This is a genomic window from Lysobacter sp. P5_C4, assembly GCF_054049695.1.
The window spans coordinates 442,077-456,485 of the sequence record NZ_JBFULX010000001.1; the positions used below are offsets into that span (position 1 = coordinate 442,077).

Sequence of the window (14,409 nt, forward strand, 5' to 3'; positions counted from 1 at the left end):
TCAGTCGTCCTCGTCGTCCATGCCGTCGATGTCGTCGAAGCCCACGATGGCGACTGCATCCTCCTGCGGATCCACGGGATCCAGGAGGGTGTAGTCGTCTTCTTCGCGTGAGCGGATGCGGCGCGACACCGGATACGCCTCCAGCGCCGGCTGCGGCATGCGCGCAAGGAAGCGTTGCGGAATCCAGGGCCCTTCGATCCAGTCGGCGATCTTCGACGCTTCGACGAACACCGGCCCATCGGGCACGAGCGGTGGCGGGATCGCAACGTTGCCGGCGGTCAGGACCGCGAAGGAATACACGTGCGGTTCCTCGCGATGCCAGTGATCCCACAGCCCCGCCGCGAACAGCACTTCGCCCGCCTGCGACTGGATGAAATACGGCTGCGGCGGCGACACGCCGCGATCCCACTTGTAGTACCCGTTCAAGGGCACGACGCAGCGCCGCTGTTCCCACGGGCGCTTGAAGATCCGGCTGCGCGGCGCGCGATCCAGGCGGGCGGTGACGGTGGTGTACTTGGTCTCCGGCAGTTTCGACCAACTCGGGATCAGCCCCCAGTCGAAGTCTTCGATGACCAGGCCTTCGCCGCGATCGAGCATGACGGCCGCCGGTTTGCGCACCGCGATGTTGAAACGGTCCGGACATGCGGCAAGCGCCGCGACCAACGCGGCGGGCACGCCACGCGGAAGGCTGTCTTCGGAAAAGGACTGCACGAACCTGCGCATGCGTCGATCCTCACCCGATGCGTGTCGTCGCCAGGTCGCGCAGGTCGCAAGCCGGCGCCGCAAGCTCTACAGCAATCCGCCACCGTGCGAAACCCGCGCCGGGCATTCACGTGGACACCACGTGTGCCGGCGCTGAATCGTTCACCCGCAGCGACGGCATGACTTTCGGCGGACTGTGACCCGGTCCGCAATCGTGGCCATCGCGAATCACGATCCTGCACGCCGTCATGGAGCGTCGCATGTTCGTCCGCACTCTCATCGCCGGTGTGTTGTTCGCGAGCGGCGCCTGCGTGCCCGCGCTGGCGGGCAACGGCGCGCTCTCGGTCGGCGCCACCGTCGTGTCCCACCGCCCCGCGGTGCAGGCGCAAGCCGACTTCCCCGTGCCCGCGCGCAGCCAACGGCTCACCGCCGACGACTTCGGCGGCAGCTGGTACGTGCCCGTGGCGCTGGAGACCACCGCCGCGTTCTACCGCGACGCCATGGCGCAACGCGGCTACCGCGTGCTGGCCGACGACGCGCGCGAGGATGTCGTTCGGCTGCATTGGGAACGCGGCGGCGAACACGTCGAGATCCGCCTGCAACCCGTGCTCGGCGACCAGGCCGCAACGCGCCTGATCTTCAGCGCGAACGCCGGTTGATCCGCGGAACGTCCGCACCCGAATTGCCTGCGTCATCGCGCGCACTTGTCCTACGCGAGACTTTCCAAAACCCTGATACCCGCGGGCTCCAAACCCGTTAACGTCGAGCCTCCCCCGCAACAGGCTCTTCGCATGCGTTGTCCCCACTGCCCCGACGCCACCCTCCTGATGACCGACCGGCAAGGCATCGAGATCGACTATTGCCCGCAATGCCGCGGCGTGTGGCTGGATCGCGGCGAACTCGACAAGCTTCTGGAACGCGCATCCAGCACCGCCGCCGCGCCCTCCCCGCAGGCTGCGCAGCCAGCGCATGCCCCGCACCCGCAACACCCCCATGGCAAGCCCTATTACAAGCAGAAGAAGCACTGGCTGAGCGAAATATTCGACTGATGCATTCCCCGCGCAACAGGAGAGCAACATGACCAATCCCGTCGGATGGTTCGAAATCTACGTGCAGGATCTTCCGCGCGCGAAGGCTTTCTACGAAGGCGTGTTCGGGAGGAAGCTCGAGCAACTCAAAGCGGGCGACGAAGGCGAGATGTGGGCCTTCCCGATGGAGCAACAGGCGGCGCCGGGCGCGGCCGGCGCGCTCGTCCGCATGCCGGGCGTCCCTTCCGGCGGCATGGGCACGCTGGTGTACTTCATGTGCGAGGACTGCGCCGTGGAAGCCAAACGCCTGGTCGACCAGGGCGGCAAGATCCACAAGGAGAAGTTCTCGATCGGCGGCTACGGCTTCATCGCGCTCGGCTACGACACCGAAGGGAACATGATCGGGCTGCACTCGATGCAGTGATCTTCCCGATGCCGCCTTCGCATCCGCGCAACGCGGCGCGCCCCGCTACCGCAACCGCACCGCAGGCCGCAAGGACTCCCCGCATCCGCAAGGCCCGTCGAGGCAATATCGCACCGCACCCTGCAGCGCCGCCAAACACCCGGCGTCATCGATGGCGGTCGCGGCGATCTCGACGTCGCCCATGGGGTCGCGCAGCCAGATGATGTCGCGCAGGAGGTCGGGTCGCAGCACCACGCGCCCCACGCGCGCCGCATGTCCCCGGCGCAACGCCCAACACACCTGCGCGACATCCACCGCGTCGACACCACACACGACCGCGCCCTCAGTTCGACTGCGCGGCAACGGCGTCGAAGACCTCCGACGCCAGCGCCTGCCGCGCCAGGCACACCAGCAAGGTCCGTGCGCGCGTCTGCGCATCCACGTCGCGTGCGTCCATGTCGCGCGCGGCGAACCGCGCCATTTCGCGCAACCACTCCGAGGTCTGCGATTCGATCAATCGCTCGATCCACCCGGCGCCGCCGTGATCGAGCAGGGTCGCCACGACCGACGCCGCGGCCGCGAGCGCCTCCTCGGAGGAACGGGCCGTGAGCAGGAACACGGCACGCAGGCTCTTGAGCGCGCTGTCGCTGGCGCAGGCGAAATCGGTGCGGGTATCGAGGTCTTGCATGGCAGATCGCTTCCGTCGGGGGAGACTCGACGGTGCGCCTGGAATGCAGCCGCGTCAGTCGTCCCTTGGGGCAACCCAGTGCAAGCCGAATGAAGTTGACTGGGTAGGACGAATCCTAGTGCACGGCGGACGCGCGCTTGATCTTACTTCCCGGCGCGCGAAGGCCCCACGCACAGCGCGCACTGCCGCCCGCGGCGCACGTTGTAGATCCGGCCGACCATGTAGATCCACGCGCTGATCCCGCCCCAGATCAGCGCCTCGCTGACGGCATAGTGCAGCGGACGATCGCGCAGCACATGCGACACGAGAATCACCGGGAAGGCGACGGAGAAGGCGGCGAGCAACCAGCGGAGCCAGGGCATGTGCGGTGTTCCTGTCGGGCGTCGATGACAGGGACGCCCACCGGGGCCGAATGTGACCGCCCTACTTCAAGGCAGGCAACAGCTTCTCCGTGAACAGCTTGAACGTCAGCAGATGCGGTTGGCGTTCGTTGTAGTTGGTCGTGGTGATCACGACGACCGCGTGTTTGTCGGGCAGGAGGAAGACGGTATTGCCGCCCGACCCCGCCATCGCCGGATACGTGCGGACCTGCTTGCCCACCGGCACCTTCATCAGCCACCACAGGTAACCGTAGTCGGCTTCCTCCCGCGCCGTGGCCTGCGCGGACAGCGACGCCTGCACCCACGCGGCCGGCACGACCTGCTTGCCGTTCGCACGCCCGCCGTCGAGATACAGCTGCCCGATCTTCCACAAATCGCGCGTACGCAACCCGAGCCCGCCGCCCGCTTGCGCCAGCCCCGATGGCGAGAATTGCCACTCCGGTTTTTCGATCCCCAGCGGATCGAACAGGCGCCGCTGTGCGTAGTCCTGCAGTTGTTCGCCGACGGCGGTCTGCACTACTTCGCCCAGCGTCGTCACGCCCGCGGTGCAATAGCGAAAGCTGCGCCCGTGCGGCGAATCCTTCGGCTTCGGGATCCACGCGGGGAAGCCCTGCATCGGCAGATCCACCCAGAACTGCACCCAATCCTCGACCAGGTACATGCGTTCTTCGTTGCCGCGCGAAAATTGGTTCTCGTCGTCGCATTCGACGATCGCCGACATCGTCAGCAGATCCTCGACAGTGATCGCGGCCTTGCGCGGATCGGGGTTCTGCATGCGCTCCCGACGCGCGGGCGGCAGAAGGTCGAAGACGCGCGCATCCTTGCCCTGGATCTTGCCGTCTTCGATCGCCAGGCCCGCGAGGACGCCCGCGACGGTCTTCGTCGCCGAGCGCGTGTTGCGCCGCGCGTCCGCGCCGCCGTCGTCGTCGAAGTAATGTTCGTAGACGATCTTCCCGTCCCGCGCCACGAGCACGCTCGTGATCGCCTTGAAGTCGCCATGTTCGACCGCGCGGGTCGCGGGCGCGAACGCGTCCTGCGCCTGCGCGGCCATCGGAGCCAACACGCACATCGCCACCAGGGACCAACGCGACATCGACGATCTCCTCCAGGGGAGATCGCAGGCTAGCACCGCCGCAGCAACCGTTCTTGTATCCGCGCAACCTCGCTGCGGCCCAGCGACAGGCGCCGGAATGCCCCCGGCGTCATGCCGAACTCGGCGACGAAGCAGCGATGCAGATGACTTTGGTCGACGAACCCGAGCGCGGATGCAGCGTCCGCCACCGGGCGCCCGCGCGCGATCGCCGACAACGCACGATGCAGGCGACGCTGCCGAATCCAATCGCTCGGCGCCTGCCCGAACCGACGCCGGAACATGCGCGCGAGATACACCGGATGCAGGTTGACCAGCGCGGCGAGTTCGCGAATCGAGGGCGGATCGGCGTCAGCATCCTCCAGGCGTTCGACCACGCGATCGAGCACTGCATCGCCCCGCTCGCTCGCGCGCTCGCTGTATCGATCCACGAGCAGTTCGCTCACGATCGTTTCGACCGCCAGCGGCGAAGACGCCTCCCACTGCCACAACTCGGGCATCAGGCGCAGTGCCCGGCCGAGCGCGCGACGATCGAGCCGCACGGGCACATCCGATGTTTCGATCCCGTCGGTGAACCGCCGCCACGCATCGCGCGGCATCGTCAGCGTGAGGAACAAGCCATCGAGCGACTTGAAGCGATCGCGATGCTCGGTGCCCGGCGGATTGAGGATCAGCGCCGGCTCGACGCACACCGCCGGCATCCCGCGCGCCTCGCTCGCGTACGGCCCGGCGAGCAACAGCACGAGATGCATGTCGTCGTGTTGGTGGCGATGGATCGCGTGTTCCGGGATCGTCGGCCGCAATTGCGCGAGTGCGATGTCGGCCGTCGCCTGGTGGCGGACCGAGTGGCCCATGACGCCGAGGGGGAGCACAGTTCGCATGGCGGTGCTGTTTTAGCACGCGCCCGGGCCCTACATCGCGATCCCGCTCTCCAGGCGCGATGGCGCGGGTGGTTGCACCTCGCCCAACATCTGACGCAGGTCGAGTTCGACCTCCTCGCAGATCTGCGTGATCGGCACGTCGTTCGCGCCGCATTCGAACGGGTTTTCGGTGCTCGAGCCGACCTCGTCGAGCGAAACGTACATCCAGGAGATGAGCAGGCTCAGCGGAATGGCCAGCCACACCATGTAGCCACTCGCCCACTCCCCGACCACCGCGTTCAGGCGCGCCAGTTCGCTGATCATGCCGAAGGGCAGCAACACGCACAGGATCCTGACGAACATCGAGTGGATGAAGGCGAACTGCCGCGGATACGGGTAGTTCTTGATGCGCTCCACCTTGCCCTGCAGGTCGCCAAGTTCGCGCAGCGCGCGTTGCACTTCGGCGAACGCATTCGCAGGGATCGTGCCGGCGTCCGCCAACCGTTTCGCATCGGCACTCTGCAGCGCCAGCACCTGCCATGGCGGGTTGCGCGACGCGAGGACCTGCGCCGCTTCGTCCGCCACGATGAACCGCGAAAGTTCGGAGGGAAGCGGCTTCTCGCGCTCCGGCACCTTGTAGTACTTCTGCCATTCGACGAAGTTCGATTTCTCCGTCTGCTCCCAAGGCTTGGGTTCGCGCAATGCATGGCGCAGCGCTGCCAGCCAGGCGAGCTGGCGGTTGATCAGCACCCGCGCGGCGTCCGCATCGGGCAGCAAGTCGCGGCAACTCGTGCCGAACGCGCGGCTGCCACTCGCGATCGAAGCCCACAGTGCTTGCGCCTCCTGCATGCGCCCGTAGGTCTGCTGGTTCTTGAACCCGGCCGACAGCGCGACCGTGGTGCCGAGCAGGAAGACGACGGGGAACGGGATCTGCAGGAAATGCAGCCCCGCCACTTCATACAGCAATACCGGCACCGTGCTGAGCACGGTCAGCACGTAGATGCTGCGCCGCGTCCACATCAGGAACTCGGCGACCGTGTAGGAGCGTTCGATCAGCATGGCGCCCTCTCCGGATCATGGCGGCACACCATGGAAACCGAAGAACCCGAAACAAGCGGCCACTCAGGGGTAGACGAGTTCCAACGTCATGCTGCCATCGATCGTTTCCGGGCCCCTCACTTCGAGATTGTTGCGCGGCGCTAACGTAATGCTGAAGGAGAGCGTTGCTGTCGCCCAAATGCTCACGATCGCGGGCGGCCCCGTGGTCGGACCAAAGGCCAAGTAGTTGGCACCGGTGTGTGGCACGGCCCACGGTCGCCCACCGATGGCCGCGTAGGGACCGGAGAGCTGGGTGGATTGGATGATATTGGTCGGCGAGGCGTCCAACGTCGGCACGTCGGCCGTCACGATGTAGTAGCCGATCGGCTTGCCTGCAGCCGTGGTGCCCAAGCCGAACGAATACTCCGGAATTGCGCCGCCCAATGCCGTGCCGCGCCGATTGTCGATCACAAGCATCGCGACGGCAGCGGGCGCGCTGCAGTCGATGCGTACGTCTACGTCTCTGCGAGACAGGGTGGTCGTTGCCGTGGGCGACAGACTGGCTAGGGGGATATCGCCGACATCGATGTTCCCCCCGCCGTTCGGGAAACGGATGGTGCACGGGCCCGGCGCCGCGGCGGCGACGATTCCGAAAGCGGCCTTCGCCGGTGCGGCCGGACTTTCGAAGAAGCCGTGGGCTTCGATCGGCACATCCTTCGAGACGCGCCTTCCTGCGCGTTGATCCACCCGCGTGTCCACGTCCACCGTGGCCGATAGCGTCATGCCATGGACGGATTGCCCGTCGCGATACGGCGCAAGCCCGCGCCCGGGCAGCAGCGGCTGCACCGGACCGATCTGCGAGGGCCGTGCGCCCGTCGATGGCACGTCGCCGAGATCGACCGGCTGCCCGTCGACCGTCGCATCGCGCACGCGGAGCGCAAACGCGCCCTTGTCGGCGAGCTGGAAGCGCTCCGGTTGGCTCGCGGTGACGCCGCGGTAGAACACCGTGAGATCCATCGGCGTCGGGCACACTACCGTCAGTTGCACCGATCGCGCGGGAAGCGTGCGGGTAGCGTCGCCGCCATACAACTTGCCGTAATCGACGACCGGCTCGCTCACGCGCATGGTGCATTCCGGTGCTTGCGCCGCGGCGTTGCCCGCGACGATCAACAAGCCCAGCAACGCAAGACAGGCCGCGAACGGCGGAAACTGCATCATTCTTGAAACGCGCATTCGCATCCCCTCTTAGTGGTCACTCTGTTTTTCGGTGGTGACCTGGCTGATCGCGCTCAATTGGCCGATCGCGAACTTGTTCTTGTCCAGCCGGCCCGGGCGGCACAGCGCCTTCGCCGTCTCGTAGTAGTCGTCCAGGTTCGGCGTCTGAGGCAGCGTGAACTCGAGCGTGCAGACGCCGCCGTCGACGGTATGCACTTCGAAGGCTTCGCCCGCCGGATCCTTGGTGAGGAAGATTTCGCCACCGTCGGTGACCATCGTGACGAGCTGCTGCTTGCTGTCGAGCACCGACGCGCCCTGGGGCACGGGCTTGCCGTCCGGCAGCGTGGCCAGCAGGAGCACGCGGCGTGCCCTTTCGACCGCGAACGGAAGGTACTGCACGGAACCGCGGCCGGCTTCGACTTCCTGGCGCCCGTTGTCCACCGTGATGTTGCGCGGCAAGGTCTTCGGCACCAGGTCGATCGCACTCACGCGATACGCGTTGAGTTGCGACACCACGGCCTTCCCGCGCCAGTCGGTCCACACCGGGCCGGCAGGCGTGTTGACCTTGACGCCGGCCACGTCGCCCACCGACACGATGGCGAAGCTGTCCTGGATCGCATACGGCGACAAGGTCACGCCGTCGCCGTGCAGCGCCACGCCACCGCGCAGCCCGTAATTGCTGCCGCTGTCGCCGTCGGAGCCGCGCGAGTACCCGAGATCCAGCTGCGTGTAGCGCGGCAGCATCGAGACGTCGACGCGCGTGTTGGTCGCCTCGTAACGCGTGTTGTGTTCCGCCGACACGCGATAGCGCAGGGTGTCGCTGACGCGATCGTCGACGCTCACGGTATAGCGGTCGTCGCTGCCGCGGCGGTTCATGGTCGTGGTCATGTAACGGCTCGTCGACCCCAGCGGGATGCGCACGTTGATGTAGAAGGCGTTGTCGTTCGCAGTGGACGCGTGGTCGAGGTTCCATTCGGCGTTCGCCGACACCGAGACGCGACCGAACTGCCTGCCCCACGACGCGGTGAGGCGCTGGTAGTCGATGTTCTGGTAGCTCGTCGTACTGGTATATGCCAGGCCCAGGCTGCCCAGGCGCGGGTCGGACCAGTTGCCGCCGACGCTGTAGCTCGACTCGCTGCGATCGGCCGGAGGCACGGTCGGGTCGACCGTCGTGTCCAGCAGGTCGCGATAGTGCTTCGAACGTTCGAGCACGGAAGCATTGATGCTGAAGCGGTCCACGATCTGCTGCTGGATCGACAGGTTGACCTGTCCGCCCGACACGCCTTCGCCGGTTGCACGCGTGAAGATCGTTTGCCCGTTGAGCGAGGTGGCCTTGCCGAGGCGTGCGAATGCGCCCACGCCCAACGCGCCGTAGCCCTCGCCCACCATCGCGCCGCTGGACACGGTGCCGAATTTCTTCATCGGCCACGTGCCGCTGCCGCTGATCACCCAGGGCTTCTTGTCGCCGTAGCCATTGGTGTCGCGCACTTCGCCGACGGTCAGCGAGTAGCCGGTGGGAGTCGCCGTCGCCGTGCTCGCAACGGAGGCCGCGGGCACGGAGAACTGGCGCTCCGAGTTGTCGGCCTCGGTCACCGTGACCTGCAGCGTCGAGATGTTGTCGAGCAGCGGCAGGTTCGACAGCGAGAATGGGCCCGGCGGCACAACCGTCGAATAGATCAGCACGCCAGACTGGCGCACGTCGACACGCGCCTGGCTCTGCGCGATACCGTCGACGCTGCCGGACGCGCCTTGCGACAGGTAGGTTTCAGGCAGCAACTGCACGCCGGTGACGAGTGCGCCCGGCAGCACGGCGTTGTCCATCGTCACGTCGCCGATCTGCAGCAGCGAGCGCGCGTTGATCAACGTGCGCTGCGCGTAGGTATGGCGCCGTTCGAAGTTGCTAACGCCGTTGGAATCGCTGTAGGACTGCGCGCTGCGCACCATCCAGTCGCCGGCGTTCAGGCCGACTTCGGTATTCGCGACCAGGTTGTCGCTGCTGCTTCCGGCGAAATCGGCGCGGCTGCCGAACACTTCGTAATTCAACAAGGCGCCGGTGCCGCCGCGTGCGAACGGGATGGCGGCGCGCTTCTCCGGCACCAGCGCATCCTGCGGCACGACCAGGCCGATTTCGCCGATTTCCGGGCGCAAGTCGATCTGTGCGTACGGGTGCGCGTCCTTGAGGCTCAGGCACGCGGCCTGGGCGCTGCCACTCGGGAGCGCCTTGAGCCCGGCGGCATCCGCCACCGTCGCGTCGAGGCACAAATCGCCCGCAGAATCGAAGCTCGCGATGGTCTTGCCGCGCTTGACGCCGTTGACGACCAGCGACACTTGGTGGACGCCTGGTGTGAAGCGCTGCGCCTGTTTGAGGTAATCGGCGAGCTTGGGATCGAAGCCGCGCTGCTTCAGCAATTCCGAATCGAAGTTGGCGATGCCGCTGGCGGCGCCGGTGCCCGTCAACGCGATGCCGTCGTTGTCGCCGGTGTCCGCCGCGAGTGCCTCAAGGCTGGACGAGGTCAGGACGACGGCGAGGCCCAGCGCAAGGCGATGGCGGCGCGGCAGTGCGCAGGAACGGACATCGGTAGGTTCAAGAATGGTCACAACGGTCATCCATATGCATCGTGATGCCACTGACGGCGTACCGCGCGCCTATGACAGAGGGTTCCTCGGCAAGCCCTCCCGGTGCGAGAGAACCTCGACATCCATTGCTTGATTGCGCTCGGCTAAAGGTGGTCGGCAAGGGTCACTTCAGCGGCGCTTCGTAGTTGTCGGTGATGTAGCCGTAGACAGTGGCGGGCTGGATGCGCACTTTGTTCGCGGCGGCGGAGGATGCCGCGTCCTTCAGCGACATCTTCAGGTGTTCGCCGGGAAGCACGTACGCGCGCGGCAGCGTCGCGGTTGCGTTACCCGGAAGCAGGTGCACTTCCTGACTCATGCGTACGACGTAAGGGCTGTCGTTGCGCACCGTCAATTCGTTGCCCGCGCGCGACCAGGACAGCAGCGTCCACGGGTCGTCCCGCCTCGGCAGACCCGCGGGATTGATGATCACCGGCAGGTTCTGGCGTACGCCGATGCCGATACGCATCTGCCCGGGCTTGCTGTTGTCACGGTCCGGCACGCCTTCCAGCAGGACGCGCTTGAGTCGCTGTGTCTTCAACGGCTCCTTGGTCTGCAGGATGAAGCGCACCATTTGAGTTTTTCCCGGTTCGACGCGCGTCACCATCGGTTCGACGCGGAGCAGCTTGTCCTTGTCTTCGGGAATGTCCTGCAGGGTTACCAGTAGCAGCGAGGCTCGCTTGTCGCTGTTGGTGACGATGAGGCTGGCCTCCCTGTCGGCCTCGTTGACGATGACGACGGAGGTCTGCGGCACCATGCCGTCAGCGCGTGCCGAACTGGCCGTCGCCGCAAACAGGACGGCGAACGCCGCTCCGACCAAGCCCACACGGGAAACCTGAAACACGGAAATTCTCCTCGTCCGAAGACGCGCAATCGAGAGAGCCAGAGGCCTCCCCGGCGGATCCGGGGAGGCAGAAACCAGCCGCCCGGAAAACCGGGCTGCTGCAACGCAGTTACAGGTAGACGATGTCCAGGGTCATCGAACCGTCGATGCTTTCCATCGACGTCAGCGCGAGCGTGTCGGTCGGCGCGATCGATGGCAGCACGCGTAGATCCCAGCTGGCACTCGTCATTACGGTCGGGCCACCGCTCGCGCCCGTGCGAACACCGGTCAGGATTTGGTTGCCTGCACCGTGCTCCACCTTGACGCCACCCGCCGGCACCGTCCACAAGTTGGAGCCGGCAGCACTAGCGATGGCGTTCGCGGCGACGCCGTCGGCCTTGGGATTGCTCACCACGAGCTCATACGAGCCGATCGGATTGCCACCCGTAGTCTCGCCGAGACCGAAGAACGAGGCGCCCGCCTCAAACTGCGTACCGGTACGATTCTCGGTGGCCTGCGTGGCGAAACGCGTGGCCGCGGCGCATGCGATACCGACCGACACCACCCGCTCCGGCAGCGGCGTCGGGGCCAGCGGATCCAGCGATGCGAGATCGATCTGACCCAGGTCGACATTGCCGCCATTGGAGAGCGTGAGCGTGCACGAACCGGGAACGATAGTGCCGACAACCGACAGGTCGGCCGTGCTCTGGGCCATGGCGATTGGCGAGAGGGCTACCAGCATCGTGGCAGCGAGGAAGGAATAACGCAGCTTCATGGGATGTCTCCGAAGAATCGAAAGAGGGGCCGTCCAGCGCAGGGCTGGCGAACGGTCGTCAGATGTAGGTGATTTCCAGCGTCGCGCTACCATCGATCAGAGCATCCGCCGTCAGGTTCATCAGCGAAGTGGGCTCGATCGCGGCCGTGACCTGGAGGTTGAAGTCGCCCGTCGTGATCGCCACCGGACCGCTGCCCGCCGTGCCGTACGCGCGATACCGGGTATTCGTGGCCACATTGCTCTTCTGCCAATCGCCGGCGGCGGCGACCCACGAGACCAGATCGGTGCTCTGGATGAACGATGAGGCTGCGCCATCGGCCACCGGCGTGTTCAATTGGATCAGGAACGTGCCGAGCGGGTTGCCAGTGGCGCCGTTCGAAAGGCCCAAGCCGAAGCGCGTCGTGGAATTCGCGTGGAACACAGGCAAGGTCGCAATGCGATTGTCGAAGGCCGTCATGGCAATGACCGTCGGCGCAGTGCAGACAACGTTGGCCGCTACGGTTTGCGGAGGCCGGAACGTGGGGGTCCCCAGCGACAGCGCGCTGGTGTTGATCTGGCCCAGATCCACGACGCCACCATTGGCCAACGTGACGGTGCACGAACCCGGCACGATGCTGCCGCTGATGCTGACATCGCCCGTGCTTTGAGCGAAGGCCGCCGGGGCGGCGACTGCGAGCAACGCCGCAGTCAGGAGGTTGTTACGCAGCTTCATGAGAAATCTCCAAACGAGTGACAACGAGAGAAAAAAGGGGACTGACCCCGGGATACGCCAGCACCGCGCGACCGGATGGATCGCACGTGGACAGCGAGTTCTTTCCGTTTACAACTGCATGACTGTTCGCCCTTCGGTCGCGGTCAGCGGCGGCAAAGGTATCTGCTCAATCCGCTGTCGCCCCACTCGAAACGACTGGAGAGTTGAGGGAAACTTCTCGCGCGAAAAATTACGTTGCGCTTCCTGCATCACGCATCACCCCATGCATTGCATCAAGCCGTGTCGACCCCTGCCTGACGTGCCGCTAATGAATCACTCGCTTATCGCATTGGCAACAACGCGATGTTCGACATCGTGATCGAAAAGGTATGCGCGGAAAATTGCCTTCATGGGCAACGTGGCATGCGTAGTGCGCAACTGCGCGCATTCATGACCGTTCGCACGGGGCACGCGATGTTTCGCTCTGCTGCGAAAGCGTTTTTTATGTGAACGATGTGAGCGCATTGCACGCGCACAGCAAAGCGGCCGCGAAGATCGCGGCCGCGTAAACAGGAATCCAGTGGGTGCGCGTCAGGTCGACGCGGTCACGCGCCGCGGCACCGGCTTGGTGCGCTCAATGCCGAACGCGGTGTACACCCCACCGCACCAGACTTTGAAGTTCTTCGGCGCGTAGTGGTCGGCCGTGTGCGCGGCGGTGAAGGACAGCAGCGGAATGCGGTCCTCGACCCAGGCGAGCAGTCGTTTGGACGAACGGATCTTCTCGTAATACAACGTCATGACGACACCTGGGTTTCAGGCGCCAGGACCACGATGTGTTCGATGCCCTGGCGGAACATCTTTGCGTACGGGCAAAAGCGCTCGGCCTGACGCACGAGTTCTGCGGCCAGGCCGGGTTCGACACCCGGCAGGTGCGCGTGCAGCTCCGCCGACAGCAGGAACAGGCCGTCGATCGGGTCGCGTGCGAACGTCACCGACGCCTCCACGCTCGCGTCGTGCACCACCAGGCCACAACGCGTGGCGAGCAAACTCATGACGCCGTGGAAACACGCCGCGTAGCCCGCGGCCAGCAGCTCTTCAGGATTGCTGCCGCCGCCGGGGCCACCGAGTTCGACCGGCAAGCGCAGTTGCGCCAACAGCGCGCCGTCGCCGGTGCGCACGACGCCCGAGGCACGCCCATGCGCCGCCTCGCCGCCGGTGACGACCACGCGCCCGGTGTACAACGGCTGCGCTTGATCGCCGAAGAACTTGTCCAGCAACTGCGTCGACGGGGGCGCGAGCCGTGTCATGCGTTGGCCGATGGACTCCGGCCGTAGTCGGACTGCGCGAACCAACGATCAAAATCGAGCGCGCCCTGCCACGCTTGCCCCGCGGGCACGAGCGTCTCTTCCGACAACGCGCCGCCGAAATACAACGCATGCGGATCGGCAATGACGTCGCGCGAGTCCTTCACCCGTTCCATGAAGCGATGCGCCAGCTCCGACAGCGGCGCCCGCTCCGGTCCGGCGATGTCGAGGCTCGCATTCGCCGGCGGTTGCAATGCGGTGCGCGCCACGGCGTCGGCGACATCGTCCGCCGCGATCGGCTGGACGAGCGCCGACGGCAGACGCACGGTGTTGCCCTCGGTCGCCGACTGGATGATGCCCGGCAGGAAGTCGAAGAACTGCGTCGAATGCACGATGGTGTACGGAATGCCCGAAGCGCGGATCAGCCCTTCCTGTTTGTCTTTCGCACGGAAGTAGCCATTTGCGCGCGTGCTGGTGCCGACGACCGACAGCGCGACGTGATGCGCGACGCCGGCGCGCTTCTCCGCGGCCACGATGTTTTTGCCAGCCGTTTCGAAGAACGACGATGCGGACGCTTCGTCGAATGCCGGCGAGTTCGACAGATCGACGACGACGTTCGTGCCCTGCATCGCCGCGTCGAGCCCGTCGCCCGTCAGAATGTCGACGCCCGTCTGCGGCGCCGCCGCCGTAACGTCGTGCCCCTGGTCGCGCAACCGCTGCACCACCTTGCTGCCGATGCGGCCGGTGCCACCGATGACGAGGATTTTCATGTGCGCACTCCGTGTAGTTCGTGAGGTCG

18 protein-coding genes are annotated in these 14,409 nt (G+C 65.8%); 3 read left to right on the top strand and 15 right to left on the bottom strand.

Translation table 11 applies throughout. The features are described from left to right. Positions 1–723, bottom strand: coding sequence for an SOS response-associated peptidase (locus ACXJJ8_RS02015; RefSeq protein ID WP_499026580.1), 723 nt, complete (start codon positions 721–723; stop codon positions 1–3). Between the two features lie 239 nt (positions 724–962). On the opposite strand from ACXJJ8_RS02015, the gene ACXJJ8_RS02020 reads away from it, so the two are divergent. The 3 genes from ACXJJ8_RS02020 (at position 963) to ACXJJ8_RS02030 (ending at position 2,154) form a co-directional block, all read left to right on the top strand. Beyond that, positions 963–1,361 carry a hypothetical protein gene (locus ACXJJ8_RS02020; RefSeq protein ID WP_499026581.1) on the top strand — a complete coding sequence of 133 codons (399 nt, stop codon included), beginning with the start codon at positions 963–965 and terminating at the stop codon, positions 1,359–1,361. Positions 1,362–1,493: 132 nt separating this feature from the next. Continuing rightward, the gene (locus tag ACXJJ8_RS02025; protein WP_499026582.1) at positions 1,494–1,751 is read left to right on the top strand and encodes a TFIIB-type zinc ribbon-containing protein; all 258 of its coding nucleotides are present in this window, start codon (positions 1,494–1,496) and stop codon (positions 1,749–1,751) included. Positions 1,752–1,779: 28 nt separating this feature from the next. After that, positions 1,780–2,154: a VOC family protein gene (locus ACXJJ8_RS02030; RefSeq protein WP_499026583.1), complete on the top strand. Its 375-nt coding sequence runs from the start codon at positions 1,780–1,782 to the stop codon at positions 2,152–2,154. Between the two features lie 45 nt (positions 2,155–2,199). Here ACXJJ8_RS02030 and ACXJJ8_RS02035 read toward each other — a convergent pair whose 3' ends face one another. From ACXJJ8_RS02035 to ACXJJ8_RS02100, 14 genes are all read right to left on the bottom strand, one after another. Then, positions 2,200–2,466: a hypothetical protein gene (locus ACXJJ8_RS02035; RefSeq protein WP_499026584.1), complete on the bottom strand. Its 267-nt coding sequence runs from the start codon at positions 2,464–2,466 to the stop codon at positions 2,200–2,202. Positions 2,467–2,476: 10 nt separating this feature from the next. Continuing rightward, entirely contained in the window at positions 2,477–2,821 is a 345-nt protein-coding gene (locus tag ACXJJ8_RS02040; RefSeq protein ID WP_499026585.1) for a hypothetical protein, read from the bottom strand. Positions 2,822–2,964: 143 nt separating this feature from the next. Next, entirely contained in the window at positions 2,965–3,183 is a 219-nt protein-coding gene (locus ACXJJ8_RS02045; RefSeq protein WP_499026586.1) for a hypothetical protein, read from the bottom strand. Between the two features lie 61 nt (positions 3,184–3,244). Beyond that, a complete protein-coding gene (locus ACXJJ8_RS02050) occupies positions 3,245–4,294 on the bottom strand; it encodes a serine hydrolase domain-containing protein (protein WP_499026587.1) in 1,050 nt (349 codons plus the stop codon). 29 nt (positions 4,295–4,323) lie between these two features. Beyond that, positions 4,324–5,172 carry a helix-turn-helix transcriptional regulator gene (locus ACXJJ8_RS02055; protein WP_499026588.1) on the bottom strand — a complete coding sequence of 283 codons (849 nt, stop codon included), beginning with the start codon at positions 5,170–5,172 and terminating at the stop codon, positions 4,324–4,326. 30 nt (positions 5,173–5,202) lie between these two features. Beyond that, the gene (locus tag ACXJJ8_RS02060; protein WP_499026589.1) at positions 5,203–6,210 is read right to left on the bottom strand and encodes a bestrophin family protein; all 1,008 of its coding nucleotides are present in this window, start codon (positions 6,208–6,210) and stop codon (positions 5,203–5,205) included. Positions 6,211–6,273: 63 nt separating this feature from the next. Next, a complete protein-coding gene (locus tag ACXJJ8_RS02065; RefSeq protein ID WP_499026590.1) occupies positions 6,274–7,407 on the bottom strand; it encodes a DUF1120 domain-containing protein in 1,134 nt (377 codons plus the stop codon). 27 nt (positions 7,408–7,434) lie between these two features. Then, positions 7,435–10,011 (bottom strand): fimbria/pilus outer membrane usher protein, encoded by a 2,577-nt coding sequence (locus ACXJJ8_RS02070; RefSeq protein ID WP_499026591.1) that lies wholly within the window; start codon positions 10,009–10,011, stop codon positions 7,435–7,437. 133 nt (positions 10,012–10,144) lie between these two features. After that, on the bottom strand, positions 10,145–10,861 hold the full coding sequence (locus tag ACXJJ8_RS02075; RefSeq protein WP_499026592.1) for a fimbria/pilus chaperone family protein: 717 nt from the start codon (positions 10,859–10,861) through the stop codon (positions 10,145–10,147). A 109-nt stretch (positions 10,862–10,970) separates the two neighbouring features. Next, entirely contained in the window at positions 10,971–11,615 is a 645-nt protein-coding gene (locus ACXJJ8_RS02080; RefSeq protein WP_499026593.1) for a DUF1120 domain-containing protein, read from the bottom strand. A 58-nt stretch (positions 11,616–11,673) separates the two neighbouring features. Beyond that, complete coding sequence (locus ACXJJ8_RS02085; RefSeq protein ID WP_499026594.1) at positions 11,674–12,327, bottom strand: DUF1120 domain-containing protein; 654 nt, start codon at positions 12,325–12,327, stop codon at positions 11,674–11,676. Between the two features lie 570 nt (positions 12,328–12,897). Then, the gene (locus ACXJJ8_RS02090) at positions 12,898–13,104 is read right to left on the bottom strand and encodes a hypothetical protein (RefSeq protein WP_499026595.1); all 207 of its coding nucleotides are present in this window, start codon (positions 13,102–13,104) and stop codon (positions 12,898–12,900) included. Further along, positions 13,101–13,613, bottom strand: a complete 513-nt coding sequence (locus tag ACXJJ8_RS02095) for an Ohr family peroxiredoxin (protein WP_499026596.1) — start codon at positions 13,611–13,613, stop codon at positions 13,101–13,103. Before ACXJJ8_RS02095 ends, ACXJJ8_RS02090 begins: the two co-directional genes overlap by 4 nt. Further along, positions 13,610–14,380 carry an SDR family oxidoreductase gene (locus ACXJJ8_RS02100; protein WP_499026597.1) on the bottom strand — a complete coding sequence of 257 codons (771 nt, stop codon included), beginning with the start codon at positions 14,378–14,380 and terminating at the stop codon, positions 13,610–13,612. The genes ACXJJ8_RS02095 and ACXJJ8_RS02100 overlap by 4 nt, the downstream gene beginning before the upstream one ends. Positions 14,381–14,409: the final 29 nt, after the last annotated feature.

Excerpts from the sequence above, each read along its gene's own strand:
- ACXJJ8_RS02085 (WP_499026594.1), bottom strand. The coding sequence starts at position 12,327 with ATGAAGCTGCGTAACAACCTCCTGACTGCGGCGTTGCTCGCAGTCGCC.
- ACXJJ8_RS02050 (WP_499026587.1), bottom strand. The coding sequence starts at position 4,294 with ATGTCGCGTTGGTCCCTGGTGGCGATGTGCGTGTTGGCTCCGATGGCC.
- ACXJJ8_RS02020 (WP_499026581.1), top strand. The coding sequence starts at position 963 with ATGTTCGTCCGCACTCTCATCGCCGGTGTGTTGTTCGCGAGCGGCGCC.
- ACXJJ8_RS02100 (WP_499026597.1), bottom strand. The coding sequence starts at position 14,380 with ATGAAAATCCTCGTCATCGGTGGCACCGGCCGCATCGGCAGCAAGGTG.
- ACXJJ8_RS02065 (WP_499026590.1), bottom strand. The coding sequence starts at position 7,407 with ATGATGCAGTTTCCGCCGTTCGCGGCCTGTCTTGCGTTGCTGGGCTTG.
- ACXJJ8_RS02095 (WP_499026596.1), bottom strand. The coding sequence starts at position 13,613 with ATGACACGGCTCGCGCCCCCGTCGACGCAGTTGCTGGACAAGTTCTTC.
- ACXJJ8_RS02090 (WP_499026595.1), bottom strand. The coding sequence starts at position 13,104 with ATGACGTTGTATTACGAGAAGATCCGTTCGTCCAAACGACTGCTCGCC.
- ACXJJ8_RS02055 (WP_499026588.1), bottom strand. The coding sequence starts at position 5,172 with ATGCGAACTGTGCTCCCCCTCGGCGTCATGGGCCACTCGGTCCGCCAC.
- ACXJJ8_RS02040 (WP_499026585.1), bottom strand. The coding sequence starts at position 2,821 with ATGCAAGACCTCGATACCCGCACCGATTTCGCCTGCGCCAGCGACAGC.
- ACXJJ8_RS02070 (WP_499026591.1), bottom strand. The coding sequence starts at position 10,011 with ATGACCGTTGTGACCATTCTTGAACCTACCGATGTCCGTTCCTGCGCA.
- ACXJJ8_RS02015 (WP_499026580.1), bottom strand. The coding sequence starts at position 723 with ATGCGCAGGTTCGTGCAGTCCTTTTCCGAAGACAGCCTTCCGCGTGGC.
- ACXJJ8_RS02060 (WP_499026589.1), bottom strand. The coding sequence starts at position 6,210 with ATGCTGATCGAACGCTCCTACACGGTCGCCGAGTTCCTGATGTGGACG.
- ACXJJ8_RS02025 (WP_499026582.1), top strand. The coding sequence starts at position 1,494 with ATGCGTTGTCCCCACTGCCCCGACGCCACCCTCCTGATGACCGACCGG.
- ACXJJ8_RS02045 (WP_499026586.1), bottom strand. The coding sequence starts at position 3,183 with ATGCCCTGGCTCCGCTGGTTGCTCGCCGCCTTCTCCGTCGCCTTCCCG.
- ACXJJ8_RS02030 (WP_499026583.1), top strand. The coding sequence starts at position 1,780 with ATGACCAATCCCGTCGGATGGTTCGAAATCTACGTGCAGGATCTTCCG.
- ACXJJ8_RS02080 (WP_499026593.1), bottom strand. The coding sequence starts at position 11,615 with ATGAAGCTGCGTTATTCCTTCCTCGCTGCCACGATGCTGGTAGCCCTC.